We start from the raw sequence: 24,008 nt of genomic DNA on the forward strand, positions 1-24,008 counted from the left end.
GGCACGGGCCGGCCCGCCTTCTACTACGCTGCGTGGTGACATACTCAGCACCGTCCGCACGCGGGTGTCGCCGCGCACGGGGAGGAAACTGGAGGAACCGTGTCCGCACGCACCGTCTCGACCCGCCGCACCGCCACCACCGTCGCGGGCGCCCTGCTCGCCGCCGGCGCCCTGCTCTCGGTGTCCGCCTGCGGCGCGGGCCAGATCTCGCAGACCGCCAATCAGGTGGCCGCGATCAACGGCGCCAACCAGACCTTCGTCGATCAGAAGATCACGCTCACCGACGTGCACGTGCTGGCCCCGGTGTCCGGCAGCCAGGGCAAGCTCGCCTTCGTGGTGACCAACCTCAACGCCCACCAGGGCGACAGGCTCAAGGCCATCTCGGACGAGAAGGGCCGCTTCGCCACGATCAGCGGCGACACCACCCTCACGCCCAACGGCTCGCTGTACGGCACCGCGCCCGCGGGCAGCGACACCAAGGCCTCCGGCGTCACCCGCCTCACCGTCTCGGTGCCGGTCGACGCCTCCTGGCGCCCGGGCCTGACGAACAAGCTCTGGTTCCACCTCGAGAAGGCCGGCTCGCTCCCCATCGACGTCCCGATCGACGCCGGCGCTTCGCCGGCCTCCGCCGCGGGCATCACCGTCACGGGCGGCGAGCACGGTGCCGGTGAGGGCACCGGCGGCCACTAGGCCTTTCGGCTCTTCATGGCACGAGCCAAGGTGCAGTACACCTGCACCGAGTGCGGCCACACCGTGGCCAAGTGGGTCGGCCGCTGCCCGTCGTGCGGCGCGTGGTCCACGATGGAGGAGGGCGCGCCGGTCCGCGCAGCCGGCTCCGGTGCGGCCGCGAACGTCGGGCTGACGCTCCCGAAGACCCCCGCGGTCCCGATCACGAGGATCGACCCGAACTCGACGCGCGCGCTGCCCGTGGGCATCGGCGAGCTCGATCGGGTGCTGGGCGGCGGCATCGTCCCCGGTTCGGTGATCCTGCTGGCCGGCGAGCCGGGCGTCGGCAAGTCCACGCTGCTGCTCGAGGTCGTGCACCGCTGGGCCACGACGGGACGCGGGAAGTCCCTGTACGTCACGGGCGAGGAGTCCGCGGGCCAGGTCCGGCTGCGGGCCGAGCGCACCGGCGCCCTCTCCGATCAGCTCTACCTCGCCGCCGAATCCGATCTCGGGACGGTGCTCGGCCACGTCGATCAGGTGTCGCCGACCCTGATGGTGGTCGACTCGGTGCAGACGCTCTCGGCGTCGGGCGTCGACGGGGTGCACGGCGGCGTCACGCAGGTCCGGGCCATCACCACCACCCTCACCTCACTCGCCAAGGCCACCGGCATCGCCGTGGTCCTCGTCGGTCATGTCACCAAGGACGGCGCCGTCGCGGGGCCCCGCTCCCTGGAGCACCTCGTCGACGTGGTGCTCAGCTTCGAGGGCGACAAGCACTCCACGCTGCGCATGGTGCGTGGCATCAAGAACCGGTTCGGCGCCTCCGACGAGGTGGGCTGCTTCGAGCAGCGCGAGTCCGGCATCGTCGAGGTCACGGACCCGTCGGGCCTGTTCCTGCACCACCGCGACCAGGCCGCGGCCGGCACCGCGGTCACCGTCGGGCTGGACGGCAAGCGGCCCATGCTCGGCGAACTCCAGGCCCTCGTGACGCCCACTCCCCTGCCCGCGCCCCGACGGGCCGTCTCGGGCCTGGACTCGGCGCGCGTGGCGATGATCCTGGCCGTGCTGAGCAAGCACGGAGGCGTCGAGAACCTGGCGCAGAAGGACGTCTACGCGGCGACGGTCGGCGGGATGAAGATCACCGAGCCCGCTGCGGATCTGGCGCTGGCGCTGGCCGTGGCGTCCGGCGCGGTCGAGAAGGCGCTGCGCCCGAACACCGTCGTGCTGGGCGAGGTGGGCCTGGCCGGCGAAGTGCGGCGCGTGACCGGACTCGAGCGGCGGCTCGCGGAGGCGGCCCGCCTCGGCTTCACCCACGCCATCGTCCCGCCCTCGCCCGACGGACAGAAGGTGAAGGTCGACGGCATCCACATCGGCGAGGCGGCCACTCTCGCCGACGCCCTGCGTCTGGGCTCCCTCGCGCCCACCCGGAAGAAGTGAGCGCTAACCTACCGCTATGAACCTCGAAGACGCGTTCGTCGGGAACGCGCCACTGCGCGACACCGTGGTCCGGGTGGCTCCCGGTACCGGCCTGCGCGACGGGATCGAGCGGATCCTCCGCGGGCGCACCGGCGCCCTCATCGTGCTCGGCTACGACGAGGCGGTCGAGAAGATCTGCGACGGCGGCTTCCACCTCGACGTGGAGTTCGCGCCCACGCGCCTGCGCGAGCTCGCGAAGATGGACGGCGCCGTGGTGCTCTCCACCGACGGCACGCGGATCGTGCGGGCGAACGTGCAGCTCGTGCCCGATCCTGCGATCCCCACCCAGGAGTCCGGTACGCGGCACCGCTCGGCCGAGCGCGCGGCGATCCAGACCGGCTATCCGGTGATCTCGGTGAGCGCGTCGATGGCCATCGTCCACGCCTACGTCGGCGGGGTGCGGCATCTCGTCGACGACGCGGCGCCCATCCTCTCTCGCGCCAACCTCGCGATCGCGACGCTGGAGCGCTACGCCCACCGGCTCGACGAGGTGCTCTCGCAGCTCTCCCGCGCGGAGATCGAGGACGTGGTGACGGTCCGCGAGGTCGCGCACGTGGTGCAGCGGCTGGAGCTGGTGCGCCGGCTGGCCGTCGAGATCGAGCAGCACGTGCTGGAGCTCGGCACGTCGGGCCGGCAGATCGCGCTGCAGCTCGAGGACCTGCTGGGCGACTCGATCTCGCTGCGCGAGCCGGTTCTCCGCGACTACCTGAGCGACGTCGACTCGGTGCCCGCCGCGGTCGCCCGGATCGACGCGCTCAGCGACGCCGAACTCCTCGCGGCGACCACGATCGCTGCCGCCCTGGGCTTCTCGGGCACCGTCGAGGCACAGGACGAGCCCGTCTCCCCGCGCGGCTACCGCCTGCTCGGCTCGGTGCCGCGCCTGCGCACGTCGCAGGTGGAGGCGCTGGTCGCCGCCTTCGGCTCCCTGCAGACGCTGCTCGCCGCCTCCGCTGCGGATCTGCAGGCCGTCCCGGGCATCGGGTCCGACGGTGCGCGGCAGGCCCGCGAGGGCCTCTCCCGCCTCGCCGAGGCCTCGGTCGAGCGGTTCTGAGCTACCCGATCAGTCAGAGACTGTTCCCGGGTCGAGGAGGCCGTCACGCCCATCCGCATCTGCCGACACCTGCGACCCACTCCTCCTGATGCCTGTACGTCGCGCCTCGGCGAGCGCGCTGACGATCGCCAGAACCGCGGTGAGGCCACAGGAAATCAGGATGTAGTCGACGGTTGCGGATCGGTCGGCGAACCACCCGGCAGCTGCAGAGCTGAGTCCGAAACCGACGCAGCTGGCGGAGTACAGGAGGGAGTTCCCAAGCGACAGATATCTTTCGGGCAGGGATTCGTGGAGCGAGAGGTTTCGTGCCGTTACCAGGCACGATTGCATGAAGCCTGCGGCGGCGAACGGAACAAGGATCCCGGCGATCCCGAATGGTCCGTCGGTGAGTGTGACGCCGGCGGTGAACACACAGGTCAGCAGCAAGAAGACCAGGCACTGAAGTCGGTACGCGCCCGACCATTTCTTGACGCCGTAGGCGAGACCACCTACGACCGCGGCGATGGAGAACCCGCTGAGGGCCACGCCGGCCCATTGGATGTCGTATCCGCTCTGCTCGAACAGTGGGGACGCCGATACCTCGATCGACCCCGACAGGAACATGGCGGCAGCACTGGTGAGGTAGATCGGCCATACGCTCATGACGACCTGCCGGCGATGCCTACTCGTGTCGGCGACGAGTTCGTCGGCAACGCCGGTCGCCGGGGCCTCCGAGATCCCGGGGACGCGACCGAGCCAGATCAGGGCGAACACGCAGCCGACTGCGGAGAGGAGTAGGGGGACGCGTCCGTCGATGGACAGTGCGAGCGTGGTGACGAGCAGTGGCGACACGGCGAACGTGAGGTTGGTGATCACTGAGTCCCAGCTCAGTCCGACATGGATCTCGTCCTCCGCGAGCATCCGGGTGAGTAGGACGCGCAGGCTGCCGATCAGGCCGGAGATGGCGCCGCCTGTCAGACCGGCGAGCGCGATGAGCACGAATGATGGCAAAGAATCGATTCCAACTGACAGCGCGACGAGCGCCGCGGCAGATACCGCTAGCGAGATGCGCGCATCTGTGGCGACGGGATACCGATCGGCTCGGGCACCGAGAACCGGCGCGGCTATGCACTCGGTGAGAACGCAGGCGGCTGCCATCCACGCGCCCGTGCTGTAGTGCCCCAGTTCGGTGCGCGTGAGCATGACGAACATGATCGGTGCGGCCGCTGCGGGAAACCGAGTGGCGAGGCGGACGAGCGACCACGCGAGAACTCCTCGGCGGCACAGGAGGGTCCGGTACTGCTTCATGTTTCTCTCGACAGGGAGCCACCGGTGCCATGTGCCATGCGCTGAGTATTTGCGGGTTTAGTGGTGTACAGCAAGATACGACAGCAAGCCTTGAAGGTTTCTGTCGATGTCAGGAAACCCGCAGGTAGCGGACGTTGCGATCCAGTGCGATCCGAATCGAGTCGTTATGATCGGTAGGTTTCCTGGAAATCCGATCCAGCCTCAGGTCGAATAAGGGGGTGGCGGCCATGCACGCCGGCAGCGCTTTGAACGTCAGCCACCTGCAGGCGCTTCGCGCGGTGGCCGACCACGGGTCCGTCAGCGCAGCGGCTGCGGAACTGTATCTCACCCCGTCAGCGGTATCCCAGCAGCTGCAAACCCTCGCCGTCAATTGTGGATTCGACGTCGTCGAGCGACACGGCCGGACTGTGCGCCTGCCCCGCAGAGGACGAGCACTCGTCGCGCTGGGCGACGAGGTTGTCGCACGCTGGACTCATGGCCTGCGATCCTTGGCCAAGTGCGAAACCGATGCCAGGGGCGTGAAGACGACGTTCCGCGTGGGTGCCCTCACATCCGCGTACCGCGCGTGGCTCAGTCCGGCGGTAGCTCGGATTCGCGCAACCACGGGCCTCGATCTCGAACTGGTCGAAGTCGCCCCGGACGAGGCCTGCGAACGCCTGATGGACAACGCGCTCGATGTCGCTGTGTCAGTTCGAATTCCCCGCGAGCTGCCGGCGAACCTGCACAGGATTCCGCTCTACAACGACACCTTCATACCCGTGAGCGCTCCCACCGTGCCCTCGCCTCAGAGCAGCCTCTCAGATTGGAGCAAGGCCTGCTGGGTTCTCCCCGAAGCGGGTACCTACTGCCACGAGATCATCGCCGCCCATTGCTCGGCAGTAGGTTTCGCACCGCACGCCGTCGCGCGTAGCAACGACTGGGACGTCATCCAGAGAATGGCCGTCTGTCTTGACGCGGTCGCGCTGGTGCCCGCGAGCAGTCTCGTCGCTACTCTCGGCGTCGCCGTGCATCACCTGGCCGCGGATCAGCTACCTGAGTGGCCGATCGAACTGATCACTCGGGCGGATCTGAGCTATCGCCCTGAATTCGCAGCACTTCACCGGATCATCGCCGAACTCGCTCCCCGGTGAGGGCCGGTGAGCATCTGTACCACTCGTGTTCTCCGACGGGGTTCCTCTCTCGGAATCAGTTCTCCCCGGTGCCCGTCGCGGGCGGGGGTGCCGCGCGCACGATGTTGAAGGTCACCGGGGCGCTGCGCTTCGCGCCGAGCTGCGCGACGATCTGGTACGCGCCGGGCGCGACGGGGACGCGCTGCGCCTGGCAGCCGGGCGCCGAGGTGGTGCCGGCCCACTGCAGCTTGTAGCGCAGCTGCTGGCCGGGCTGCAGCACCTCGTTCTTGATCTCGGGCTGGAAGGTGCAGTCGAAGTTCGACCACAGCTGCTTGGAGCCGTCGAGGGTGAGCACGATCAGCTGCTGCTGGCCGGTTCCGATGTCGCGCGAGCACGGCACCGAGCCGGCGTTGGTCACCGTCGCCTCGAAGACCGGCTGCTCGCCGAGGGTGTACGTGGCCTTGTCCGCACCGACGACGACGGAGACGTTCGCATCGGGGCAGGGGCCGCCGGCGACGACCGCACCCGGGGTCGGGACGCCGCCGCCGGAGGAACTGGCGGAGGCCGATGCCGAGCCGGACGCGGCCGCACCCGACTGCGGCGCACCCGAACCGCCCGCACCGCCACTGGCTCCGCCGTTGTTGGCGGCGGAGGGATCGGTCCCTCCGGCCTGCGACGGGGGCAGGTCGGTCGTGGTGGCGGACGCGCTCGACGAGGTCGCGGCGGCGTTCTGCGACGAGTCCTTACCGCCGCCGACGAAGACGATCAGGAGCACCACGACGAGCACCGCGAACAGCGCCAGGCCGGCGGCGAGCACGCGTCGGCGCCAGTAGATCTCGGGCGGCAGGGGTCCATGGGGCTCAAGCACGCTTCAACGGTAGCGTTTCCCCGGCCTCACGCCGCTGACCTGCGGCGGCGTGTCACGAATCGGTACGGATCACTCCGGACGGACGGCCTGGAAGGGCGACGTGGCGGCCTCGCCGATGTCGCCCACGGAACCGCGCAGATGCACCTTGCCCTCGGCCAGCTCGTAGGTCAGGCCGACGATCGCGACGCGGCCCTCCTCGACGCCCTTGGCGATGATCCGCGAGCGCTCGATCAGGAGCCAGCTGGTCTCCATGACGTGCTGCGCGGTGATGTCGTTGACGTCCGTGAGCCCCTCTCGGCGGCCCGCGAGGACCGACGGGGTGAGCCGCTCGACGATGTCGCGGATGTAGCCGGGCGGCATGGTGCCGGTGTCGATCGAGTTCACGGTGGCGGCGACGGCGCCGCAGCTGTCGTGACCGAGGATCGCGATCAGAGGCACCTTGAGCACCTCGATGGCGTACTCGATCGAGCCGAGGACGGCCGCGTCGATGATGTGGCCGGCGGTGCGGACCACGAACATGTCGCCGAGGCCCTGGTCGAAGATCACCTCGGCGGCGACGCGGGAGTCGCCGCAGCCGAAGAGCACCGCGGTCGGCTGCTGACCGGCCGTCAGTTCCGCGACGCGGCTGGCACCCTGATTCGGGTGCGCCGGTGCGCCTTCGACGAAGCGCCGGTTACCGTCACGGAGGGCGCGCCAGGCGCCGGGGGGAGTCGAAGTGGGCATGGGTCCATAATGCACGTCGTGCATGCGACGCGAGACACCAGCGGCGATTCCGTCCCGGATTTCACACCGGTCCTCGCCTGGTTCGACGCCGCGGAGCGCGATCTCCCGTGGCGCGCGCCGGACGTCGGCGCGTGGGCGATCCTGGTCAGCGAGGTGATGCTGCAGCAGACGCCGGTGGTCCGGGTGGAGCCGGTCTGGCGCGCGTGGATGGAGCGCTGGCCGACCCCGGCGGATCTCGCCGCGGCGACCGGTGCCGACGCCGTGCGCGCCTGGGGCAAGCTCGGCTATCCGCGCCGGGCGATGCGGCTGCACGCCTGCGCGCAGGCTCTCGTCGAGCGGTTCGACGGTGTCGTCCCGTCGGACGTGGACGAACTCCTGTCGCTGCCCGGGGTGGGCGACTACACGGCGCGGGCGGTGGCCTGCTTCGCCTTCGGGCAGGACGTGCCCGTCGTCGACATCAACGTGCGACGAGTCCTGGCCCGCGCGGCGGACGGGGAGTCCGACGCGGCGGCACCGTCGGCGAAACGCGATCTGGCGGCGGCCGTCTCGGCCCTGAGTACCGTTCCCGCAGGCCGTCGTACGCGCCTGTCCGCGGGCCTGATGGAACTCGGCGCGCTGGTCTGCACGGCGCGGTCGCCGCGATGCGGCGAGTGCCCGATCCATGCCGACTGCGCGTGGCTGGCGGCCGGCGCTCCGTCGGGCACAGTGGCGCCGAAGAAGGTGCAGAAGTACGAGGGCACGGACCGGCAGGCGCGGGGCCGCCTCCTCGACGTCCTCCGCGGTTCCGACGGTGCCGTCTCCCGCGCCGCGCTCGACCTGGCGTGGGAGCGCGATCCGGCGCAGCGGGACCGCGCGCTGGATTCCCTGCTGGTCGACGGCCTGATCGAGCAGACGAACGACGGCCGGTTCGCGCTGGCGGGCGAGGCCTGACGAAGTTTTTATTCACAGATGTAGGAATTGGTGATAGATTCGGGCCATGATGCTCTCAGATGGCCCTCTGCGCGTCACGGACCAGGGATTCTTCGGTTTCGGCTCGCCCACGTGGAAGGTGTGGGCCTCGCCCACCGCCCTCATCGGATTCCAGCGCTCCGTGGTGCTGGAACACTTCGACCCCGATCTCACCGCCGCGGTCGCGGATTCAGCGGGGATCTACACCGATCCCTTCGGCCGGCTCGACCGGACGCTGGCCTACTTCCTGCTCGTCGCCACGGCGGATTCGCGCACCGCGATCCAGGCGTCCGAGCACCTGATGGACGTGCACCGCAAGGCCACCGGCATCGAGCCCGTCACCGGCAAGCGGTACAGCGCCAACAATCCCGCCTCGCAGCTGTGGATCCACGTCACGGGATGGCACTCGGTGCTCAAGTGCTACGAGATGTTCGGTCCCGGGCCGCTCTCCCCCGCCGAGGAAGCGCAGTACTGGCGCGACTGCGTCGCCGCCGCCGAGCTGCAGACCTGCGATCCGGCGGATGTCCCCGCCTCACGCGACGAGGTCCGCGACTACTTCGACCGCGTCCGGCCGACGCTCGCGCTCACCGAACGGGCCCGCACCGGCATGCACTACCTGCTCCGCACCCGCGACCGGGGCCTGAAGCTGCGTCTGGGCAGCTCGCTCATCGCACCGGCCACCGTCGCGACCCTGCCGGCGTGGATGCGTGAGATGGGCGGCTTCGACCAGCCCGGCCTGTTCGACGCGGCCTACCCGCTCGCGGTGCGCCTGGCGGTGCGCGCCGCGACGGCGCAGCACGCCGCAGGCACCGTCCGGCTGGGCGGCCTCGTCGCGCCGACGACGGGCGGCATCCTGCGTCGCCACTTCGCGCAGACCGACGAGCCCGCGGGCGTCGTCACGCCCGCGGAGGCCCGCGAGCGGTACGGCCGCGGGGCGCGGTCCGTCACGGCCTCGTAGGCTGGGCCGCATGACCACCTATGTAGTGACCGGCGCGAACGGCGGCCTCGGCGAGGTCGTGACGCGCCGCCTCGCCGCCACCGGCGGCCGTGTCGTGATGGCGTGCCGCGACGTAGCGGGCGCACAGCGCATCGCCGACGGGATCGACGGCGACGTGACCGTCGACCAGCTGGACCTCGCCGACCTGGATTCGGTGCGGGCGTTCGCCGACCGCACGGGCGAGGTCGACGTGCTCGTCAACAACGCGGGCCTGATGAACATCCCGCTGCGCCGCACGAAGCAGGGTTTCGAGATGCAGTTCGGCGTGAACCACCTGGGGCACTTCGCACTGACCGGCCTGCTGCTGGACCGGCTGACGGACCGCGTGGTCGCGGTCTCGTCGGTCGCGCACCGGCAGAACTACCGCTGGCGCATGGACGACCCGAACTACGAGAACCGCAAGTACCTGCGGACCGAGGCGTACGGGCAGAGCAAGCTCGCGAACATGATGTTCGCGCGCGAGTTGCAGCGCCGGTTCGAGGCGGCGGGTTCTGCGAAGAAGGCGTACTACGTGCATCCGGGCGTCTCCGCCACCGGCCTGTTCGCGCGCACGGATACGCCGCTCGACCTCGTCATGAAGCCCGCGGTCGCGCTGTTGAACAACCCGCCGGAGCAGGCCGCGCGCTCGCTCGTCCTCGCGGCCACCGAGCGCGACCTCGATCCGCACCCGTGGTGGGGCCCGACGCAGCTCTTCCAGTCCCGCGGCCCGGTGGGCAAGTGCTCCACCACCGCGGTCTCGAAGGATCGGGCGAAGTGGGCCGAGCTGTGGGCCGTCTCCGAGAAGCTGACAGGCGTCACCTACCCGCTCTGAGGGGAATCGCCGGACGTCCGCGCGCGTTGCACCCACCATGCGCGTGGACGTCTGGACCGATATCAACTGCCCCTTCTGCTACATCGGGAAGGCCCGTTTCGAGGAGGCGCTGGCCGCGTTCCCGCAGCGCGATGAGGTCGAGGTGATCCACCGTTCGTTCGAGCTGGATCCCACGGCCGGCGATTCGGAGCCGGTGGTGCCGCGGATCGCGGCGAAGTACGGCATCAGCGAGGCGCAGGCCGCCGCCAATGAGCGCGGCCTCGGCGCGCAGGCGCAGCAGCTCGGCCTGCCCTACCAGGTCGAGGGACGCGACAGCGGCAACAGCTTCGACATGCACCGCCTACTGCACTGGGCCCTCGAACTCGGCCGCCAGGAGGCTCTGCTCGATGCGCTCTACGCGGCGAACTTCGCCGAGGCCGCGCCGGCGTTCGGCAGCCGCGACCGGCTCGTCGCGATCGCCGAGTCGGCGGGGTTCGACGGTGCCGCGGCCCGCGCGGTGCTCGACGATCCGTCCGCCTACGCGAATGCTGTCCGCGCCGACGAGGAGGCCGCGCAGCGGATCGGCATCGGCGGCGTCCCGTTCTTCGTCTTCGACGGCAAGTACGCCGTCTCCGGCGCGCAGCCGCCCGAGGTCTTCACCGAGGCACTGACCAAGGCCCGGGGCGAGCAGCCGCTCACGGTGCTCGGTGCCGACGATGCCGAATCCTGCGGCCCCGACGGCTGCGAGCTCCCCGAGCGCTGAGTCACCCCTGGCAGCGGGGGCACCACCAGATCGCGCGGTCGTACTCCTCGGCGCCGCCGAGGGTTCCGGCGGCGACCACCGTGCCACACCGAAGGCAGGAGCGCCGCGCGCGGCCGTAGACGAACACCCGCAGGCCGTCCCGGTCGACGCCCGTCGTCACCCTGCGCGTCCGGCCGAGGTTCGCGCGCAGCAGCCGCTCGGCCTCGTCGACCCATGCTCGCGGGTCGCCGCACTCCCCGACCGGCGTCGCGGGATGGACGCCGCGCAGGAAGCAGAGCTCGTTGCGGTAGACGTTGCCCACCCCGGCCAGCACTCGCTGGTCCAGCAGCGCCAGGCCGACGGAGCGGTCTGGCTCGGCCGCGAGGTTCGCCGCGGCGCGGTCCGCGTCCCAGTCCTGGCCGAGCGGGTCGGGCCCCAGGTGGGCGAGGGCACCGTCGGCCTCGGCGGGCGTGAGGATCTCGAGCGTGCCCAGCGAGAACCCCACCACCTGTGCACCGTCGACGCCGAGCACCGCGCGGGCCGTGTGCCCGGGCCTGCGCCAGCGCTCGCCAGGGCGGTAGACGTGCCACTCGCCCTCCATCTTGAGGTGGCTGTGGATCACTGCGCCGCCTACTCCGACGAGCAGGTGCTTGCCGCGGGCGGTCACCGATTCGACCTCGCGGCCGGTCAGGTCGACGGTGGCGTACCGCGGGACCCGGATGTCGCAGGCGGTCAGGATCTTTCCGGCGAGAACCGGCCTGAGCCGATTCGCCAGGTTGTGCACGGTGTCCCCCCTCGGGCACCGTCAGTCCAGTCCGGAGAGGAAGGCCTCGACGGCGCCGCGGTACACCCCGGGAGCGTCGTCGTGGACGAGGTGGCCGGCACCGTCGACCTTGAGGTACCGCAAGTCGGGACCCGTGTAGGAGCGCACCATCCGCTCGCCCACGCCGGTGGGCACCACGGTGAACTCTGCCTCGATGAGGAGGGTGGGCACGCCGACGGAGCGCCACTGCGCCCAGTGGTCGCGCGGGCCCCAGTGATCGGCGATGGCGCGGAAGACGTCGAGCTCGCCGTGCAGGGCGCCGTCGTCGAAGGCCTCGTAGAAGTACCGCCCGGCGATCGGACCGAACAGCGCCTCGCACTCCGCTTGGTCGGCGAAACGTTCCGGCCAGCTGGCGAACCACGGTGCCCAGGTGTCGGTGGACTGCCCGGTGAACTCGGGGGACATGTCCTCGACCACGAGTGCGCGCACCAGTTCGGGATAGTCGGCGGCGGCGCACCAGGCGTGCAGGCCACCCATGGAATGGCCGATCAGGACGGCCGGCCCCTGGTCGATGTAGGTCAGGATCTCGGCGACGTCGGCGACGAAGCGCTCGGTGGAGATGTCGTCGGGCGGCACGGGAAAGCCCGCGCCGCGGTGGAACTCGGCGTCGAAGGTGAAGACCCGGCCGTAGCGGCGCAGCCACGGGATCTGCCGGCGCCACGTGCGGCCACGGCCCATCAGCCCGTGCAGCAGGACGATCGGAGCCGCCCCGTCGCGGCCGCCCCAATCTCTCAGGCCCACACACTCATCCACGCGGCCCAACCTACCCGGTCGGGCGACGGTATCGTCGGGTCATGTCGGTAGTGAAGATCAACGCCATCCACGTCCCCGAGGGCGCGGGCCCGGAGCTCGAGAAGCGGTTCGCGCAGCGCGCGCACGCCGTGGAGAACTCGCCCGGCTTCCTCGGCTTCCAGCTCCTGCGCCCGGTGAAGGGCGACGACCGCTACTTCGTGGTCACGCAGTGGGAGTCCGAGGAGGCCTTCGCCACCTGGCGCGACGGCCCGGCGCGTGAGGCGCATGCGGGACAGCGCGATCCCAACGGCGGCGAAGGGCGCAAGCCGGTCGCCAGCGGCGCCGACCTGCTCGAGTTCGAGGTCGTCCTCGACGTCGCTGCGAAGGCCGCGCAGTAGTTCCGCAGGACTCGCACGAGATCGCGTCGCGGCGCCGCAACCTGCCGGCGCCGCCGCACGTCGTGTGCCAGGACCTCGCCACACCGGCTCCGCGCGCCGTCCGGCACTGGCTGCGCCTGGCGGACGACGAGGTCGCCCCGACTGTGCTCGCGGTGGAGACACCGTCGCGGGTGGAGTGGTCCTCGCTGTGGTCGGACCGCCCCGATCTACGCGTCGTCTTCACCCTCGCGCCGGGAGGAGGCGGCACGGACCTGCAGTGGACTCTGCTCGCTGCGGAGCCCCTTCCCGGTCCCGACTACACCCGTCACATCGCGCGACGGGTCAGCACGCTCGTCTTCGCCGACCTGCGGTATACCTACGGACAGTAGGGCCGTACAGCTCAGGCCCGGAGCCGTCAGAGCCAGGCGCCGGAGTCCCAGGTGAGGAACGATTCGAGGCTCGACGCGGGGTGCTGCTGCGGGTGGTTCGTCGACAGGTAGGCGCCGCGGTAGAACAGCAGCGGCTTCGCATCGTCGACGTCGCCCAGGTGGTGCACCCGGCCGATCGCGATGTGGTGATCGCCCCCGTCGAGCACGTTCTCGAGGGTGCAGTCCATCCACGTCAGCGAGCCGTCGATCGTCGGGTTGCCGAGCGGCGACGGGGTCCACCGCAGACCGTCGAACTTGTCGTCCACCGAGCGCCCGAAGGCGGCGCTCACCGACTCCTGCTCCTGCCCCAGCACGGAGACGGCGAACTTCCCCGACGCCTCGATGTGCTTCCACGTGCGGGAGGTCTTCATCGGGCAGAACAGCACGAGCGGCGGATCCAACGACAACGCGGCGAAGGACTGGCACGCGAAGCCGACGGGCTTCTCCTGCGCATCCGACGTGGCGATGATCGTGACGCCGGTGCAGAACTGCCCCATCACATGTCGGAACGTGCGCTGGTCGAATCCGGCCTCGGTCATGCTGCCAACCTACTCCCGCCATCGCCGACGGTACGCGGCCGACCACCGTCCGGCACCCCTGCCGGACGCGCCCACCGAGCCTGCGCACGGCCGACGGCGCGCGCCAGTGATCCGCTCGACCTGATCGTTATCCGCGACATCCCAGCACGATCGCCCGCGCGACCGGCGTGAACTCGTCGGCCGGCGCGGGGAGGCACAGCGCCGGGAACGCGAGGAGCCGCCACCCCACAGGGTGACGGCTCCTCGATCCGACGGTTGCCGGGCGAACGCTAAGCGGTGTCGCCGGACGCCTTCTCGCCCGCGAGAGCGGGCAGCGCCTCGTCGGACTTCTCCGACTCGACCGCCGGCTTGGGCTTGCCCACGAAGGTGAACTTCGCGTCCTCGCCCTTGCCCTCGCCGTCCCAGCCCTCGACGTCGACCTCGACGATCTGGCCGGCACCCACCTCACCGAACAGGATCTTCTCGGACAGTGCGTCCTCGATCTCCCGCTGGATGGTGCGACGCAGCGGTCGCGCGCCGAGCACCGGGTCGAAGCCGCGCTTGGCGAGCAGCGACTTGGCGCGGTCGGTGACCTCGAGCTCCATGTCCTTGTTCTTCAGCGCGGTGCCCACCCGGTTCAGCATGAGGTCGACCATCTCGATGATCTGGTCCTGCGTGAGCTGGTGGAAGACGACGATGTCGTCGATGCGGTTGAGGAACTCGGGACGGAAGTGCTTCTTGAGCTCGTCGTTGACCTTCTGCTTCATCCGGTCGTAGTTGGCGCCGTCGGTGTCGCCGGACGTGAAGCCCAGGCCGACGGCCTTGCTGATGTCACCCGTACCGAGGTTCGAGGTGAAGATCAGCACCGTGTTCTTGAAGTCGACCGTGCGGCCCTGGCCGTCGGTCAGGCGGCCGTCCTCGAGGACCTGCAGCAGCGTGTTGTAGATCTCGCTGTGCGCCTTCTCGATCTCGTCGAACAGCACCACGGAGAAGGGCTTGCGGCGCACCTTCTCGGTGAGCTGGCCGCCCTCCTCGTAGCCCACGTACCCGGGAGGAGCACCGAACAGGCGCGAGGCGGTGAAGCGGTCGTGGAACTCGCCCATGTCGATCTGGATGAGCGCATCGTCCTCGCCGAACAGGAAGTTGGCGAGAGCCTTCGACAGCTCCGTCTTACCCACGCCGGACGGGCCGGCGAAGATGAACGAGCCCGACGGGCGCTTCGGGTCCTTCAGGCCGGCACGCGTACGACGGATCGCCTTCGAGACCGCCTTGACGGCGTCCTCCTGGCCGATGATCCGCTTGTGCAGCTCATCCTCCATGCGGAGCAGACGGGTGGTCTCCTCCTCGGTGAGCTTGAAGACGGGGATGCCGGTCCAGTTACCCAGGACCTCGGCGATCTGCTCCTCGTCGACCTCGGCCACCACGTCGAGATCACCGGCGCGCCACTGCTTCTCGCGCTCGGCACGCTCGGCGATGAGCTGCTTCTCCTTGTCGCGCAGCGCCGCGGCCTTCTCGAAGTCCTGCTCGTCGATCGCCGATTCCTTCTCGCGGCGGGCGTCGGCGATCTTGTCGTCGAAGGCGCGCAGGTCCGGCGGCGCGGTCATCCGGCGGATACGCATGCGCGCGCCCGCCTCGTCGATGAGGTCGATCGCCTTGTCCGGCAGGAAGCGGTCGTTGATGTACCGGTCCGCCAGGGTGGCGGCGGCGACCAGCGCGCTGTCCGTGATGGAGATGCGGTGGTGCGCCTCGTACCGGTCGCGCAGGCCCTTGAGGATCTCGATGGCGTGCTCGACGCTCGGCTCGCCCACCTGGACGGGCTGGAAGCGGCGCTCCAGGGCGGCATCCTTCTCGATGTACTTGCGGTACTCGTCGAGGGTGGTCGCGCCGATGGTCTGCAGCTCGCCACGGGCCAGCTTCGGCTTGAGGATCGACGCGGCGTCGATCGCGCCCTCGGCAGCACCCGCACCGACGAGCGTGTGCAGCTCGTCGATGAACAGGATGATGTCGCCGCGGGTGTCGATCTCCTTGAGCACCTTGCGCAGGCGCTCCTCGAAGTCACCGCGGTAGCGGCTACCGGCCACCAGGGAGCCCAGGTCCAGCGTGTAGAGCTGCTTGTCCTTGAGCGTCTCCGGGACGTTGCCGTTGACGATGGCCTGCGCCAGGCCCTCGACCACGGCCGTCTTGCCCACGCCGGGCTCGCCGATCAGCACCGGGTTGTTCTTGGTGCGCCGCGAGAGCACCTGCATGATGCGCTCGATCTCCTTGGACCGGCCGATCACCGGGTCCAGCTTGCCCTGCGCCGCGGCGGCGGTCAGGTTCCGGCCGAACTGGTCCAGGACCAGGGAGGTCGACGGGGTGCCCGCCTCGCCGCCGCCGCTCGTCCGGGCCCCGGCGCCGGCCGGCTCGCCGCCGCCCTCCTTGCCCTGGTAGCCGGACAGCAGCTGGATGACCTGCTGGCGCACGCGGTTGAGATCGGCGCCCAGCTTCACCAGGACCTGGGCGGCCACGCCCTCGCCCTCGCGGATCAGGCCGAGCAGGATGTGCTCGGTGCCGATGTAGTTGTGGCCGAGCTGCAGCGCCTCGCGCAGCGAGAGCTCCAGGACCTTCTTGGCGCGCGGCGTGAAGGGGATGTGACCCGACGGGGCCTGCTGGCCCTGCCCGATGATCTCCTCGACCTGGCTGCGCACACCCTCCAGCGAGATGCCCAGCGACTCGAGCGCCTTGGCCGCGACGCCCTCACCCTCGTGGATCAGGCCCAGGAGGATGTGCTCGGTGCCGATGTAATTGTGATTGAGCATCCTGGCTTCTTCTTGCGCCAGGACGACGACGCGACGAGCGCGGTCGGTGAACCTCTCGAACATGGCCATTTTCCTCACATCCCGGTTACTTCGAGGACCGGCCGAGGCCGGACCCGCAGATAGCCGTCTGCAATCAACGTCTTCTCACTGTAGTTCGGACCGGTCAACGATGGTGTCGGCAGTGCCCCGCCGACGGAGCCCGAGAGCCCCTCCGGCCACCATCTCGATCCTGATACACCAGGTCAAACGCGCCGTCAGCGAGTTTTGATCCCCGTTCCGCCGTGAGCGAAACGGCCCCGGAGACGACGGCACCCCGGCGCCGCGGCGCCGGGGTGCCGGGGTGCGGTCGAAGGTGGGGTCAGTTCGCCTCGTTGTAGGCGTCGATGACGTCCTGGCTGATGCGGCCGCGGTCGTTGACCTTCATGCCGGACTTGCGGGCCCAGTCGCGGATCGCCGCGCTCTGCGAGCGATCGATCGGGGTGCGGCCACGCGGCGCGGCGAGAGCACGGGTACCGCGCTTGCGTCCACCGGCACGGCGGGCGTTGGCGACCCATTCCTCGAGGGATCCGCGCAACTTGGCGGCGTTCTTGGACGAGAGATCGATCTCGTACGTGACCCCGTCCAGCCCGAATTCCACGGTCTCGTCAGCGGTCTGCGTATCGTCCACGTCGTCGACCAGCGTAACGGTGACCTTGCGCGCCATAGTTTTGGCCCCTTCTCGAAGTAATCGTCCTAATAAGTCGTGCGGAATCGAGTGTATACACGCGATTGCGATTACTTCGATCCGAACGCGCGGAATTCGGTCGCGATCGGGTAACGATCCCGTTCCGAAGCGGGCGTTTTCCGGCGAATCACCGGTCGAATGACGAGCAATTCACCGAATCGGTACTAGTCGGAGCGCACAAGTGAACGGACGCGGTCGGCACCGATCGCGAGAAGCAGAGTGGGCAACCGCGGGCCGGTATCACTTCCCACCAACAACTGGTAGAGCAGGACGAAGAATGCGCGCTGCGCGGCGGCGAGTTCCTTATCGCCCTTGACGATCTGATCCGCACCGAGTCCGCGCTGCACTTTCGCGACGCCGTACACCTGGTGCGTGATACCCGCGAGGGACCAATCGTCCTCGAGGCGGCCGAGACCGGCCGGTGCGGGCGTTCCGGAGCCCTCCAGCAGCAGCCGCAGCGCCGCGCGCTGCTCGTCGGTGAGCGAGGCCAGGAGCGCCTCGTCCGGCGAGGTCCGCACGACGGTGCGCTCCCCCGCCGGCATCTGCTCGGCCACCCACACGGTGGCGCGATCCAGCCGCGGACGCAGGGGCGCGAGGTCCGTCAGGGGCTGATCGGGCTCGAGCGCCGCGAGGATGCGCAGCGTCTGCTCGTCGTCACCGGTCGTGATGTCGACCACCGAGGCCAGCGTCTTGTAGGGCATCGGGCGCGGCGTCAGCGGCAGCTGCCGCACCTGCCCCGACGCCGTGTCCAGCACGGATGCGGCGCGGGCGTGGGCGGCGATGTCGCCGGGCTGGGCCTTGTCCCCCGCCGTCTTGCGCACGAGCGCGTCCCACTCGTCGTAGGTCCGGGGCAGTTCGCCGTCGAGCGCCACGTCGAAGGACTGGTTCGGCTTCTTGCGGCCGTACAGCCAGCGCAGCAATGGCGGCTCCAGGTAACGCAGCGCGATCGCGGCCGTCGGGACACCGCCCTTCGACGACGACATCTTCGCCATTCCGCGAATGCCGACGAAGGCGTACATGGGACCGAGCGGGCGCTTCCATCCGAAGATCGGCGCGACGTCCTTGCCGACGGCGAAGGAGGATCCGGGCGATTGATGATCGACGCCGGAGGGCTCGAAAGTGATCTTCTCGAAAGCCCAGCGCATGGGCCAATCGACCTTCCACACGAGCTTTCCATCGGTGTGCTCACGAAGAACCACCGTCTCCCTGTGCCCGCACCGGCACTCGTAGGTGAGGTCGGTCGATTCGTCGTCGTACGCCGTTACCGTGGTGAAATCCGTGCCGCACACCGAGCAGTAGGGCTTGTACGGGTAGTAACCGGAATCACCCGATCCGTCCGCGTCGTCCGCGGCGCCCGATGCCGCCTCCGCCGCGTCGGCGTCCGATTCTTCCGCATTTTCCTGTGCCGGCGTCGAATCGCCCCGATCGAGCGTCCGATAACGCTCCAGGATGGAATCGATGCGGCCCCGCTGCGCCATCGCGTGCAGAACCTGATCGATGTACGCACCGGAGGTGTACATCTGCGTCTGGCTGATACCCCGGTACTCGACACCGAGTTCTTCGAGAGCGCTCTGCAATTCACGCCGGAAATGCTCGGCCCAGTTCTCGGCGTCCGAACCGTGGGGCGCCGGGACGCGTGTCAGTGGCTTACCGATGTGCTCCGCCCACGTCTCGTCGACGCCGGGCACGTTCGGGACCTTGCGGAACCGGTCGAAATCGTCCCAGGAGATGATGTGCTCGACCTGCAGGCCGCGGCGGCGCAGTTCGTCGGCCACCAGGTGCGGCACCATAACCTCGCGCAGGTTGCCCAGGTGGATCGGTCCCGACGGGGAGATGCCGGACGCCACCTTCACCGGCGTCCCGTTCCGCTCGGCGAAGGCCACCGCCTCGTCGGCGAGGCGGGAGACCCAGTCGTCCAGGGGTGCAGTCACGGGCGCAGCATTCACGGGTGGTGATCCTACCGGCGCGGACGGCCCGGCCCCCGAGCACGGGTGCGGTGCGGGTCAGGCCTCGTGCGCGGCGAACTGCGCCAGAGCGCGCTCGTACGCCTGGGACGAGGCGAAGCGGCCGGCGCCGGGCGTGATCCCCAGGGCGAGCGCGCGGAAGCCACCGTCGACCGACGAGGCCTGCACGCCGCGGTCGCGCAGGCGGGTGGCGATCGCCGCGGCGGTGACGCCGTTGCCGCTGACCAGCAGCCACTGGGCGTCGGGGCCCGCGGCGGCGAGGCTGGTCGGCAGGCCCGGCACGAGCCGGGCGGAGACGGCGGCAGCATCGAGCGCGACGGCGCCCGGCAGGATGCCGTCGCGGTTGCGCTCGGACTGGTCACGGACGTCGACGACGATCTGGCCGGCGGCGGGGGTGAAGTGCACGGGGTGCATCGAGGTTCTCCAGGCGGGAGGCGGAGCGCCGTTGCGGCGCATCCGGGCAGCGGAAGGGGGTCGGGTTCCTAACGGACCCGACAACACTCCATGCAGCTGCGCACCTGGCTCATGACAGCGAAATTAGCACCCCGTGCACCGCCCGGCAAGAGTTCGAATCACGGGTGAGAGGAATCCCGCACGCGCCGCTGCCGCTGGGCCCGGTTGGCACTCTCCCGCAGGTGGACGGCCCGCAGGCCCTGCAGCGTGAGGTCGGCGCGGTGGTCGGTCACCGTCGAGCACTCCGCAGCGACGGCCGAGACCTCGCCTCCGGGGCCGCCCGCGTCGACCCCGCCGGTCGCCACGACCCGTGCCCCCGGCACGACGTCGAGGGCGCGGCTCACGAGCGCGTCGACCATGCCCGCGAAGCCGTAGATGATCCCCGACTGCAGCGCCTCCACGGTGTTCTTCCCGACCACCGACCGCGGCGGCACGAGCTCCACGCGGCGCAGCGCGACGGTCCGCTCGGCGAGCGCGTCCAGCGCGCTCCCCACGCCCGCGGCGATCGCGCCGCCGAGGAACTCGCCCTTGGCGCTCACCACGTCGACCCGCGTCGACGTGCCGAAGTCCACGACGATGCACGGGGTTCCGGCCGCACGGCCGATCATCTCGAAGGCGCCTGCGGCGTTGGCGACGCGGTCGGTACCCACCTCGCGCGGGTTGTCGACGAGCAGCGGCACGCCCGTCTTCACGCCCGGCTCGAGGATCACGTGCTCGGCCGCCGGGTAGTAGCGGGGCATCACCGCGCGCAGCGAGCGCAGCAGCTCCGGCACCGTCGACAGCACGCTGACGCCGGTCACCGCCGTGGGGTCCACGCCCGCGCCCGTGAGGAAGCCGTTCAGGATGAGCGCCAGCTCGTCCGAGGTCATCCGCGGGTCGCTGCGCAGCCGCCAGGTGCCCAGCAGGTCCTCGCCGTCCGCCGCCGCGAACAAGCCGACGGTGACCGAGGTGTTGCCGGCGTCGATCGCCAGCAGCACTAGACGCGCCCCGTGACCAGGCCGTAGCCGTCCGGCACGTGCGCCGCGTCGGCGGTCAGCTCGACCGGCCTGTTCTCGGAGTCGACGAAGACTACGCTCGGCGCGTAGGTCTTCAGCTCCTCCTCGTTCAACTGGCCGTAGGCGATGAGGATGACGATGTCGCCGGGGTTGACCAGATGCGCGGCGGCACCGTTGATCCCGATCACGCCACTGCCCCGCTCCCCCGCGATCGTGTAGGTCTCGAGGCGGGCGCCGTTGGTCACATCGACGATGGCGACCTGCTCGCCCTCGAGGAGGTTCGCGGCGTCCAGCAGGTCGGCGTCGACGGTGACCGATCCGACGTAGTGCAGGTTCGCCTCGGTGACGGTGGCGCGGTGGATCTTCGAGGTCATCATCGTGCGCAGCATTACTCCGCCTCCTCCAGGAACCCGGTCCCGATCGCGATGCCCACGTTGTCGAGCAGCCGGGTGGTGCCGAGCTTCGCGGCCACCAGCAGCCGGCCGTCGCCCTTGTCGGGCGCGACGCCCAGGTCGGGCGCGCGCAGCTCCAGGTACTGCACCTCGATCTCGGGCCGCGAGGCGAGCACCTCGTTCGCGGCGGCGAGGATGGCGGGCTCACCGCCCTGCGCGGCGTAGGCACCGGCCAGCAGGGCCGCCGAGAGCGCGGTCGCGGCTTCCCGCTCGGCCTCGGAGAGATAGACGTTGCGCGAGCTCATCGCCAGGCCGTCGGCCTCGCGGACCGTCGGGACGCCGACGATCTTGACGTCCATGTTCAGGTCCGTGACCATCTGCCGCACCAGCACGAGCTGCTGGTAGTCCTTCTCGCCGAAGTAGGCGGTGTGCGGCCGCACGATGTTGAGCAGCTTGTTCACCACGGTGAGCATGCCCGCGAAGTGCGTCGGACGGCTGTCGGCCTCCAGTCCGAGTCCGGCGAAGCCGGGCTGGATCGTGGTGCGCGGGCCGTTCGGGTACATCTCGGCGGCCGACGGCGCGAAGACCAGCTCGACGCCCGCGGCGCGCAGCTTCTCGACGTCCGCGTCCAGGGTGCGCGGGTAGGCGTCCAGGTCCTCGTTCGCGCCGAACTGCAAGGGGTTGACGAAGATCGAGACCACCACGACGGCGCCGTTCAGCTTGGCGGCGTGCACCAGCTCCAAGTGGCCCGCGTGCAGCGCGCCCATGGTCGGGACGAAGGCGATCTGCCGCCCCGTCGACTTGAGGGCCGTGGTGACCTTCGTCAGCTGTGCCGGGTCGTGGTGCACCGTGAGCTGACCGGGGGTGTACGGACGGGTGGGTGCGCTCATCGCTTGTCCTTCTCGAGGGCCGGGTCGATCATTGCTGAAGTTCCGGATTGGGCTGCCGCACGCCGGGATTGGGCACGGTAGGCGTCTGCTATCAGGGGTCCGTCCAGGGGGTCGACGGTGTCGAGCGCCGCCAGGTGCCGGATCACGGCCGCGGCATCTCCGCGCGCCGCCGGGCCGGTCAGCGCGGACGGGCCGCGGACCAGCGCGTTCTCCAGGGCCGCGCGGGCCAGGGGCGCGAGCACGCGCTCGGCGAGACCCTCCGCCGGTCCGCCGACGGTGTCGGCACCGATGCCGCCGGCGAGCGCGGCACGCAGGGCGAGCACGGCATCGTCGACCAGCGCGACCAGGTGGTTCGCGCCGTGGGCGAGTGCCGCGTGGTACAGCGGCCGAGCCGACTCGGGCACCCGCACGGGTTCGGCGCCCAGTTCCAGCGCGAGCGCCTGGCCGACGGCGTGCCCGATCTCGTCGGCGGCGGTGATGCCGATGCAGCAGTCCGCGAGCCGCGCCGTGTCCTCGGGATCGTCGATGAAGGTCATCGCGGGATGGAAGGCGATGGTGGTGCAGCCGAGACGCGCCAGCGGTGCGAGCACCCCCACGCCGAGCGCACCCGAGGTGTGCAGCACGATCGCGGACGGGTTGACGCGAGCGGCGAGGTCGTCGACGAGGCCGGGGAGTTCGGTGTCCGGCACCGCGAGGATCAGCAGCTCGGCCTTCTCCGCGATCACGGCGGGACGCTCGAGGAGAGCCTCGGGTAGGCGGAGCGCGGCGCGCTCACGCGAGGAGGTCGACGGTGCGGACGCCGCGGTGACGATGTGGCCGGCCCGCTCGAGAGCCGCGCCGAGGGCTGTGCCGACACGACCGGCGGAGATCACGCCCACGGACAGTCGCGCGGGGGTGGGGGGATTGGGGATGCCCGCCAGCTGATCCACAGCATCAGGCGAGTCCGAGAACTCGGGCATGGGCGTGCGCCTCCAAGGGGGTCGTTCCAGTCCCGCGTCGCAGGTACCAGACGGTCACTCGAAAGGCTATGCCCGCGCAGGTCCCCGGGCAACGGCGTGTGAGCTAGATCATCACTCCTGCTTGCGGCGACGGCCGCCCGAGCGCTCGGTGTCCGCGTTCATCCGGGCGATCAGATCGGCCACGGTGTTACCGGAGGTGTGCTGCCCGGCGTGGCCCGGCTGCTCGACCTGCTGCTCCTGCCGGTCCTCGGGAGCCTGCTGCGGCGGTGTCCGCTGCTCCTGCCCCCACTGGTACTGCGGCGCCTGCGGCGGAGCCGACTGGAACGGCGAGTAGGGCGCGGACGCCGGGGGTGCCGCCGGCGGCACGTCCGGCGTGTACGGACGAGGCGGCAGCGGCGAGCGGTAGCCGGACTGCGGCGCCAACGGCACGAACGGCTCGTCCGCCGCGAGGTCGACGTGCTCGACGTGCTCCACGTCGACGGGCTGCGCGTCCGGCCCGGACGCCGCCGCGGCGGGAGCCGCGGTCTCCGGCGCGGCCGCCTCGTCGGTGACCACGTGGAAGACGGTGGTCGGCGACTCCTCCTGCGGCGCAGCGGGGCCGGGCGGGACGGGCGCGGCGGGGACGTCGGTCACCGTGGCCTCGGCGATCGGCTCCTCCTGCGCGGCGACCGACGCGGCGGAGGCGGCGCCGTAGTAGTCGTCGACGGCGGGATCGGGTGCGGGCACGCCCGCGAAGTCCTGCTGCGCGCGGAACCGGTCGTCGTCCTCGAAGACCGACTTGGCGCGCTGAGCGTCGATCGCGCGCTGCTCGGCGGCGGCGTAGAGCTCGCTGTACGACGGGCCCAGGTCGCGCCCCAGCAGCTCCTCGAGGTTCGCGCGCAGCGCCAGCACCTCGGCCTTGAGCGCGGTGAGCTCCTCGTTCGCCTCGCCCTTGAGCTCGGCCCGGATATCGCGTTCCACCTGCAGTTCGTACTCGCGGCGCGCGCTGATCTCCCGCTCGAGCTGCAGCCCGTAGACGGTCTTGAGACCGCTCTCCTTCGCCTCGGCGGCGCGCAGGTCGCGGGAGTAGCGCGCGATCAGGAAAGCGGCGATGACCAGCCCCCAGACCAGCAGGATCAGGGCGACCAGACCCCACCGGCGATCCTCGGAGAACACCCACATGCCGGTGCCCACGACCGCCAACAGGATCACCACACCGAGCATCCACTGGCCCGCTCCCGAGGAACGTCGCGGGACGCGCTTTCGTGAACTCGGGATCGGTGGTTGCGTCATATCCGCGACCTTACCTTTTACCTGAG

25 protein-coding genes are annotated in these 24,008 nt (G+C 70.3%); 10 read left to right on the forward strand and 15 right to left on the reverse strand.

Annotated features, from left to right (window positions below; all coding sequences use genetic code 11):
- The first annotated feature begins 99 nt into the window (after nt 1-99).
- The 3 genes from FK268_RS18850 to disA are packed head-to-tail and all read left to right on the forward strand — an operon-like array spanning nt 100 to nt 3,193.
- Entirely contained in the window at nt 100-690 is a 591-nt protein-coding gene (locus tag FK268_RS18850) for a copper chaperone PCu(A)C domain-containing protein (RefSeq protein WP_146436876.1), read from the forward strand.
- Nucleotides 691-705: 15 nt separating this feature from the next.
- Entirely contained in the window at nt 706-2,103 is a 1,398-nt protein-coding gene (gene radA / locus FK268_RS18855; RefSeq protein WP_146436877.1) for a DNA repair protein RadA, read from the forward strand.
- A 16-nt stretch (nt 2,104-2,119) separates the two neighbouring features.
- Complete coding sequence (disA, locus tag FK268_RS18860; protein WP_146436879.1) at nt 2,120-3,193, forward strand: DNA integrity scanning diadenylate cyclase DisA; 1,074 nt, start codon at nt 2,120-2,122, stop codon at nt 3,191-3,193.
- A gap of 9 nt (nt 3,194-3,202) precedes the next feature.
- Here the strand turns inward: disA and FK268_RS18865 are convergent, their stop codons facing one another.
- Nucleotides 3,203-4,480 (reverse strand): MFS transporter, encoded by a 1,278-nt coding sequence (locus FK268_RS18865; protein ID WP_146436880.1) that lies wholly within the window; start codon nt 4,478-4,480, stop codon nt 3,203-3,205.
- 227 nt (nt 4,481-4,707) lie between these two features.
- Between FK268_RS18865 and FK268_RS18870 the strand changes: the two genes are divergently transcribed.
- The gene (locus tag FK268_RS18870) at nt 4,708-5,610 is read left to right on the forward strand and encodes a LysR family transcriptional regulator (RefSeq protein ID WP_231707163.1); all 903 of its coding nucleotides are present in this window, start codon (nt 4,708-4,710) and stop codon (nt 5,608-5,610) included.
- A gap of 55 nt (nt 5,611-5,665) precedes the next feature.
- Here FK268_RS18870 and FK268_RS18875 read toward each other — a convergent pair whose 3' ends face one another.
- Nucleotides 5,666-6,457, reverse strand: coding sequence for a BsuPI-related putative proteinase inhibitor (locus tag FK268_RS18875; protein WP_146436883.1), 792 nt, complete (start codon nt 6,455-6,457; stop codon nt 5,666-5,668).
- Between the two features lie 69 nt (nt 6,458-6,526).
- Nucleotides 6,527-7,180, reverse strand: coding sequence for a carbonic anhydrase (locus tag FK268_RS18880; protein ID WP_146436885.1), 654 nt, complete (start codon nt 7,178-7,180; stop codon nt 6,527-6,529).
- A 9-nt stretch (nt 7,181-7,189) separates the two neighbouring features.
- Between FK268_RS18880 and FK268_RS18885 the strand changes: the two genes are divergently transcribed.
- Genes FK268_RS18885 through FK268_RS18900 form a run of 4 tightly spaced genes read left to right on the forward strand, consistent with a single transcriptional unit; the run spans nt 7,190 to nt 10,678 of the window.
- Complete coding sequence (locus tag FK268_RS18885) at nt 7,190-8,110, forward strand: iron-sulfur binding domain-containing protein (RefSeq protein WP_146436886.1); 921 nt, start codon at nt 7,190-7,192, stop codon at nt 8,108-8,110.
- 46 nt (nt 8,111-8,156) lie between these two features.
- On the forward strand, nt 8,157-9,086 hold the full coding sequence (locus tag FK268_RS18890) for an oxygenase MpaB family protein (RefSeq protein ID WP_146436888.1): 930 nt from the start codon (nt 8,157-8,159) through the stop codon (nt 9,084-9,086).
- Between the two features lie 10 nt (nt 9,087-9,096).
- A complete protein-coding gene (locus tag FK268_RS18895; RefSeq protein WP_146436890.1) occupies nt 9,097-9,936 on the forward strand; it encodes an SDR family NAD(P)-dependent oxidoreductase in 840 nt (279 codons plus the stop codon).
- 37 nt (nt 9,937-9,973) lie between these two features.
- Nucleotides 9,974-10,678: a DsbA family oxidoreductase gene (locus FK268_RS18900; protein WP_146436891.1), complete on the forward strand. Its 705-nt coding sequence runs from the start codon at nt 9,974-9,976 to the stop codon at nt 10,676-10,678.
- 1 nt (nt 10,679) lies between these two features.
- Here the strand turns inward: FK268_RS18900 and FK268_RS18905 are convergent, their stop codons facing one another.
- Both FK268_RS18905 and FK268_RS18910 read right to left on the reverse strand, forming a co-directional pair.
- Nucleotides 10,680-11,441 carry a DNA-formamidopyrimidine glycosylase family protein gene (locus tag FK268_RS18905; protein ID WP_146436893.1) on the reverse strand — a complete coding sequence of 254 codons (762 nt, stop codon included), beginning with the start codon at nt 11,439-11,441 and terminating at the stop codon, nt 10,680-10,682.
- A gap of 21 nt (nt 11,442-11,462) precedes the next feature.
- Nucleotides 11,463-12,221: an alpha/beta fold hydrolase gene (locus tag FK268_RS18910; protein WP_231707157.1), complete on the reverse strand. Its 759-nt coding sequence runs from the start codon at nt 12,219-12,221 to the stop codon at nt 11,463-11,465.
- A 53-nt stretch (nt 12,222-12,274) separates the two neighbouring features.
- Here FK268_RS18910 and FK268_RS18915 point away from each other — a divergent pair, with 53 nt between their 5' ends.
- Both FK268_RS18915 and FK268_RS18920 read left to right on the forward strand, forming a co-directional pair.
- Nucleotides 12,275-12,610 (forward strand): antibiotic biosynthesis monooxygenase family protein, encoded by a 336-nt coding sequence (locus FK268_RS18915; protein ID WP_146436896.1) that lies wholly within the window; start codon nt 12,275-12,277, stop codon nt 12,608-12,610.
- A gap of 62 nt (nt 12,611-12,672) precedes the next feature.
- Nucleotides 12,673-12,978: a hypothetical protein gene (locus tag FK268_RS18920; RefSeq protein WP_231707158.1), complete on the forward strand. Its 306-nt coding sequence runs from the start codon at nt 12,673-12,675 to the stop codon at nt 12,976-12,978.
- A gap of 26 nt (nt 12,979-13,004) precedes the next feature.
- Here the strand turns inward: FK268_RS18920 and hsaB are convergent, their stop codons facing one another.
- The 10 genes from hsaB to FK268_RS18970 form a co-directional block, all read right to left on the reverse strand.
- Complete coding sequence (hsaB, locus tag FK268_RS18925) at nt 13,005-13,556, reverse strand: 3-hydroxy-9,10-secoandrosta-1,3,5(10)-triene-9,17-dione monooxygenase reductase subunit (RefSeq protein WP_146436899.1); 552 nt, start codon at nt 13,554-13,556, stop codon at nt 13,005-13,007.
- 269 nt (nt 13,557-13,825) lie between these two features.
- Nucleotides 13,826-16,396 (reverse strand): ATP-dependent Clp protease ATP-binding subunit, encoded by a 2,571-nt coding sequence (locus FK268_RS18930; RefSeq protein ID WP_146436901.1) that lies wholly within the window; start codon nt 16,394-16,396, stop codon nt 13,826-13,828.
- Nucleotides 16,397-16,691: 295 nt separating this feature from the next.
- On the reverse strand, nt 16,692-17,036 hold the full coding sequence (locus FK268_RS18935; protein ID WP_146436902.1) for a histone-like nucleoid-structuring protein Lsr2: 345 nt from the start codon (nt 17,034-17,036) through the stop codon (nt 16,692-16,694).
- Nucleotides 17,037-17,221: 185 nt separating this feature from the next.
- Nucleotides 17,222-18,988: a lysine--tRNA ligase gene (gene lysS / locus FK268_RS18940; protein WP_231707159.1), complete on the reverse strand. Its 1,767-nt coding sequence runs from the start codon at nt 18,986-18,988 to the stop codon at nt 17,222-17,224.
- A 72-nt stretch (nt 18,989-19,060) separates the two neighbouring features.
- Nucleotides 19,061-19,435, reverse strand: a complete 375-nt coding sequence (locus tag FK268_RS18945) for a rhodanese-like domain-containing protein (protein WP_146436905.1) — start codon at nt 19,433-19,435, stop codon at nt 19,061-19,063.
- Between the two features lie 158 nt (nt 19,436-19,593).
- Nucleotides 19,594-20,451, reverse strand: coding sequence for a type III pantothenate kinase (locus FK268_RS18950; protein ID WP_146436907.1), 858 nt, complete (start codon nt 20,449-20,451; stop codon nt 19,594-19,596).
- On the reverse strand, nt 20,451-20,858 hold the full coding sequence (gene panD, locus FK268_RS18955) for an aspartate 1-decarboxylase (protein WP_146436908.1): 408 nt from the start codon (nt 20,856-20,858) through the stop codon (nt 20,451-20,453). Before panD ends, FK268_RS18950 begins: the two co-directional genes overlap by 1 nt.
- A complete protein-coding gene (gene panC / locus FK268_RS18960) occupies nt 20,858-21,751 on the reverse strand; it encodes a pantoate--beta-alanine ligase (RefSeq protein ID WP_146436910.1) in 894 nt (297 codons plus the stop codon). Before panC ends, panD begins: the two co-directional genes overlap by 1 nt.
- The gene (locus FK268_RS18965) at nt 21,748-22,710 is read right to left on the reverse strand and encodes a Rossmann-like and DUF2520 domain-containing protein (protein WP_146436911.1); all 963 of its coding nucleotides are present in this window, start codon (nt 22,708-22,710) and stop codon (nt 21,748-21,750) included. The genes panC and FK268_RS18965 overlap by 4 nt, the downstream gene beginning before the upstream one ends.
- A gap of 111 nt (nt 22,711-22,821) precedes the next feature.
- Nucleotides 22,822-23,982, reverse strand: a complete 1,161-nt coding sequence (locus FK268_RS18970; RefSeq protein WP_146436913.1) for a DUF6779 domain-containing protein — start codon at nt 23,980-23,982, stop codon at nt 22,822-22,824.
- Between the last annotated feature and the right edge of the window lie 26 nt (nt 23,983-24,008).

Source organism: Tsukamurella sputi (assembly GCF_007858445.1).
Lineage (GTDB): Bacteria > Actinomycetota > Actinomycetes > Mycobacteriales > Mycobacteriaceae > Tsukamurella > Tsukamurella sputi.

Coding starts and splice junctions, on each gene's coding strand:
- radA (WP_146436877.1), top strand. CDS start 706: ATGGCACGAGCCAAGGTGCAGTACACCTGCACCGAGTGCGGCCACACC.
- disA (WP_146436879.1), top strand. CDS start 2,120: ATGAACCTCGAAGACGCGTTCGTCGGGAACGCGCCACTGCGCGACACC.
- FK268_RS18865 (WP_146436880.1), bottom strand. CDS start 4,480: ATGAAGCAGTACCGGACCCTCCTGTGCCGCCGAGGAGTTCTCGCGTGG.
- FK268_RS18870 (WP_231707163.1), top strand. CDS start 4,708: ATGCACGCCGGCAGCGCTTTGAACGTCAGCCACCTGCAGGCGCTTCGC.
- FK268_RS18880 (WP_146436885.1), bottom strand. CDS start 7,180: ATGCCCACTTCGACTCCCCCCGGCGCCTGGCGCGCCCTCCGTGACGGT.
- FK268_RS18885 (WP_146436886.1), top strand. CDS start 7,190: ATGCACGTCGTGCATGCGACGCGAGACACCAGCGGCGATTCCGTCCCG.
- FK268_RS18890 (WP_146436888.1), top strand. CDS start 8,157: ATGATGCTCTCAGATGGCCCTCTGCGCGTCACGGACCAGGGATTCTTC.
- FK268_RS18895 (WP_146436890.1), top strand. CDS start 9,097: ATGACCACCTATGTAGTGACCGGCGCGAACGGCGGCCTCGGCGAGGTC.
- FK268_RS18900 (WP_146436891.1), top strand. CDS start 9,974: ATGCGCGTGGACGTCTGGACCGATATCAACTGCCCCTTCTGCTACATC.
- FK268_RS18915 (WP_146436896.1), top strand. CDS start 12,275: ATGTCGGTAGTGAAGATCAACGCCATCCACGTCCCCGAGGGCGCGGGC.
- hsaB (WP_146436899.1), bottom strand. CDS start 13,556: ATGACCGAGGCCGGATTCGACCAGCGCACGTTCCGACATGTGATGGGG.
- FK268_RS18930 (WP_146436901.1), bottom strand. CDS start 16,396: ATGTTCGAGAGGTTCACCGACCGCGCTCGTCGCGTCGTCGTCCTGGCG.
- FK268_RS18935 (WP_146436902.1), bottom strand. CDS start 17,036: ATGGCGCGCAAGGTCACCGTTACGCTGGTCGACGACGTGGACGATACG.
- FK268_RS18945 (WP_146436905.1), bottom strand. CDS start 19,435: ATGCACCCCGTGCACTTCACCCCCGCCGCCGGCCAGATCGTCGTCGAC.
- panD (WP_146436908.1), bottom strand. CDS start 20,858: ATGCTGCGCACGATGATGACCTCGAAGATCCACCGCGCCACCGTCACC.
- panC (WP_146436910.1), bottom strand. CDS start 21,751: ATGAGCGCACCCACCCGTCCGTACACCCCCGGTCAGCTCACGGTGCAC.
- FK268_RS18965 (WP_146436911.1), bottom strand. CDS start 22,710: ATGCCCGAGTTCTCGGACTCGCCTGATGCTGTGGATCAGCTGGCGGGC.
- FK268_RS18970 (WP_146436913.1), bottom strand. CDS start 23,982: ATGACGCAACCACCGATCCCGAGTTCACGAAAGCGCGTCCCGCGACGT.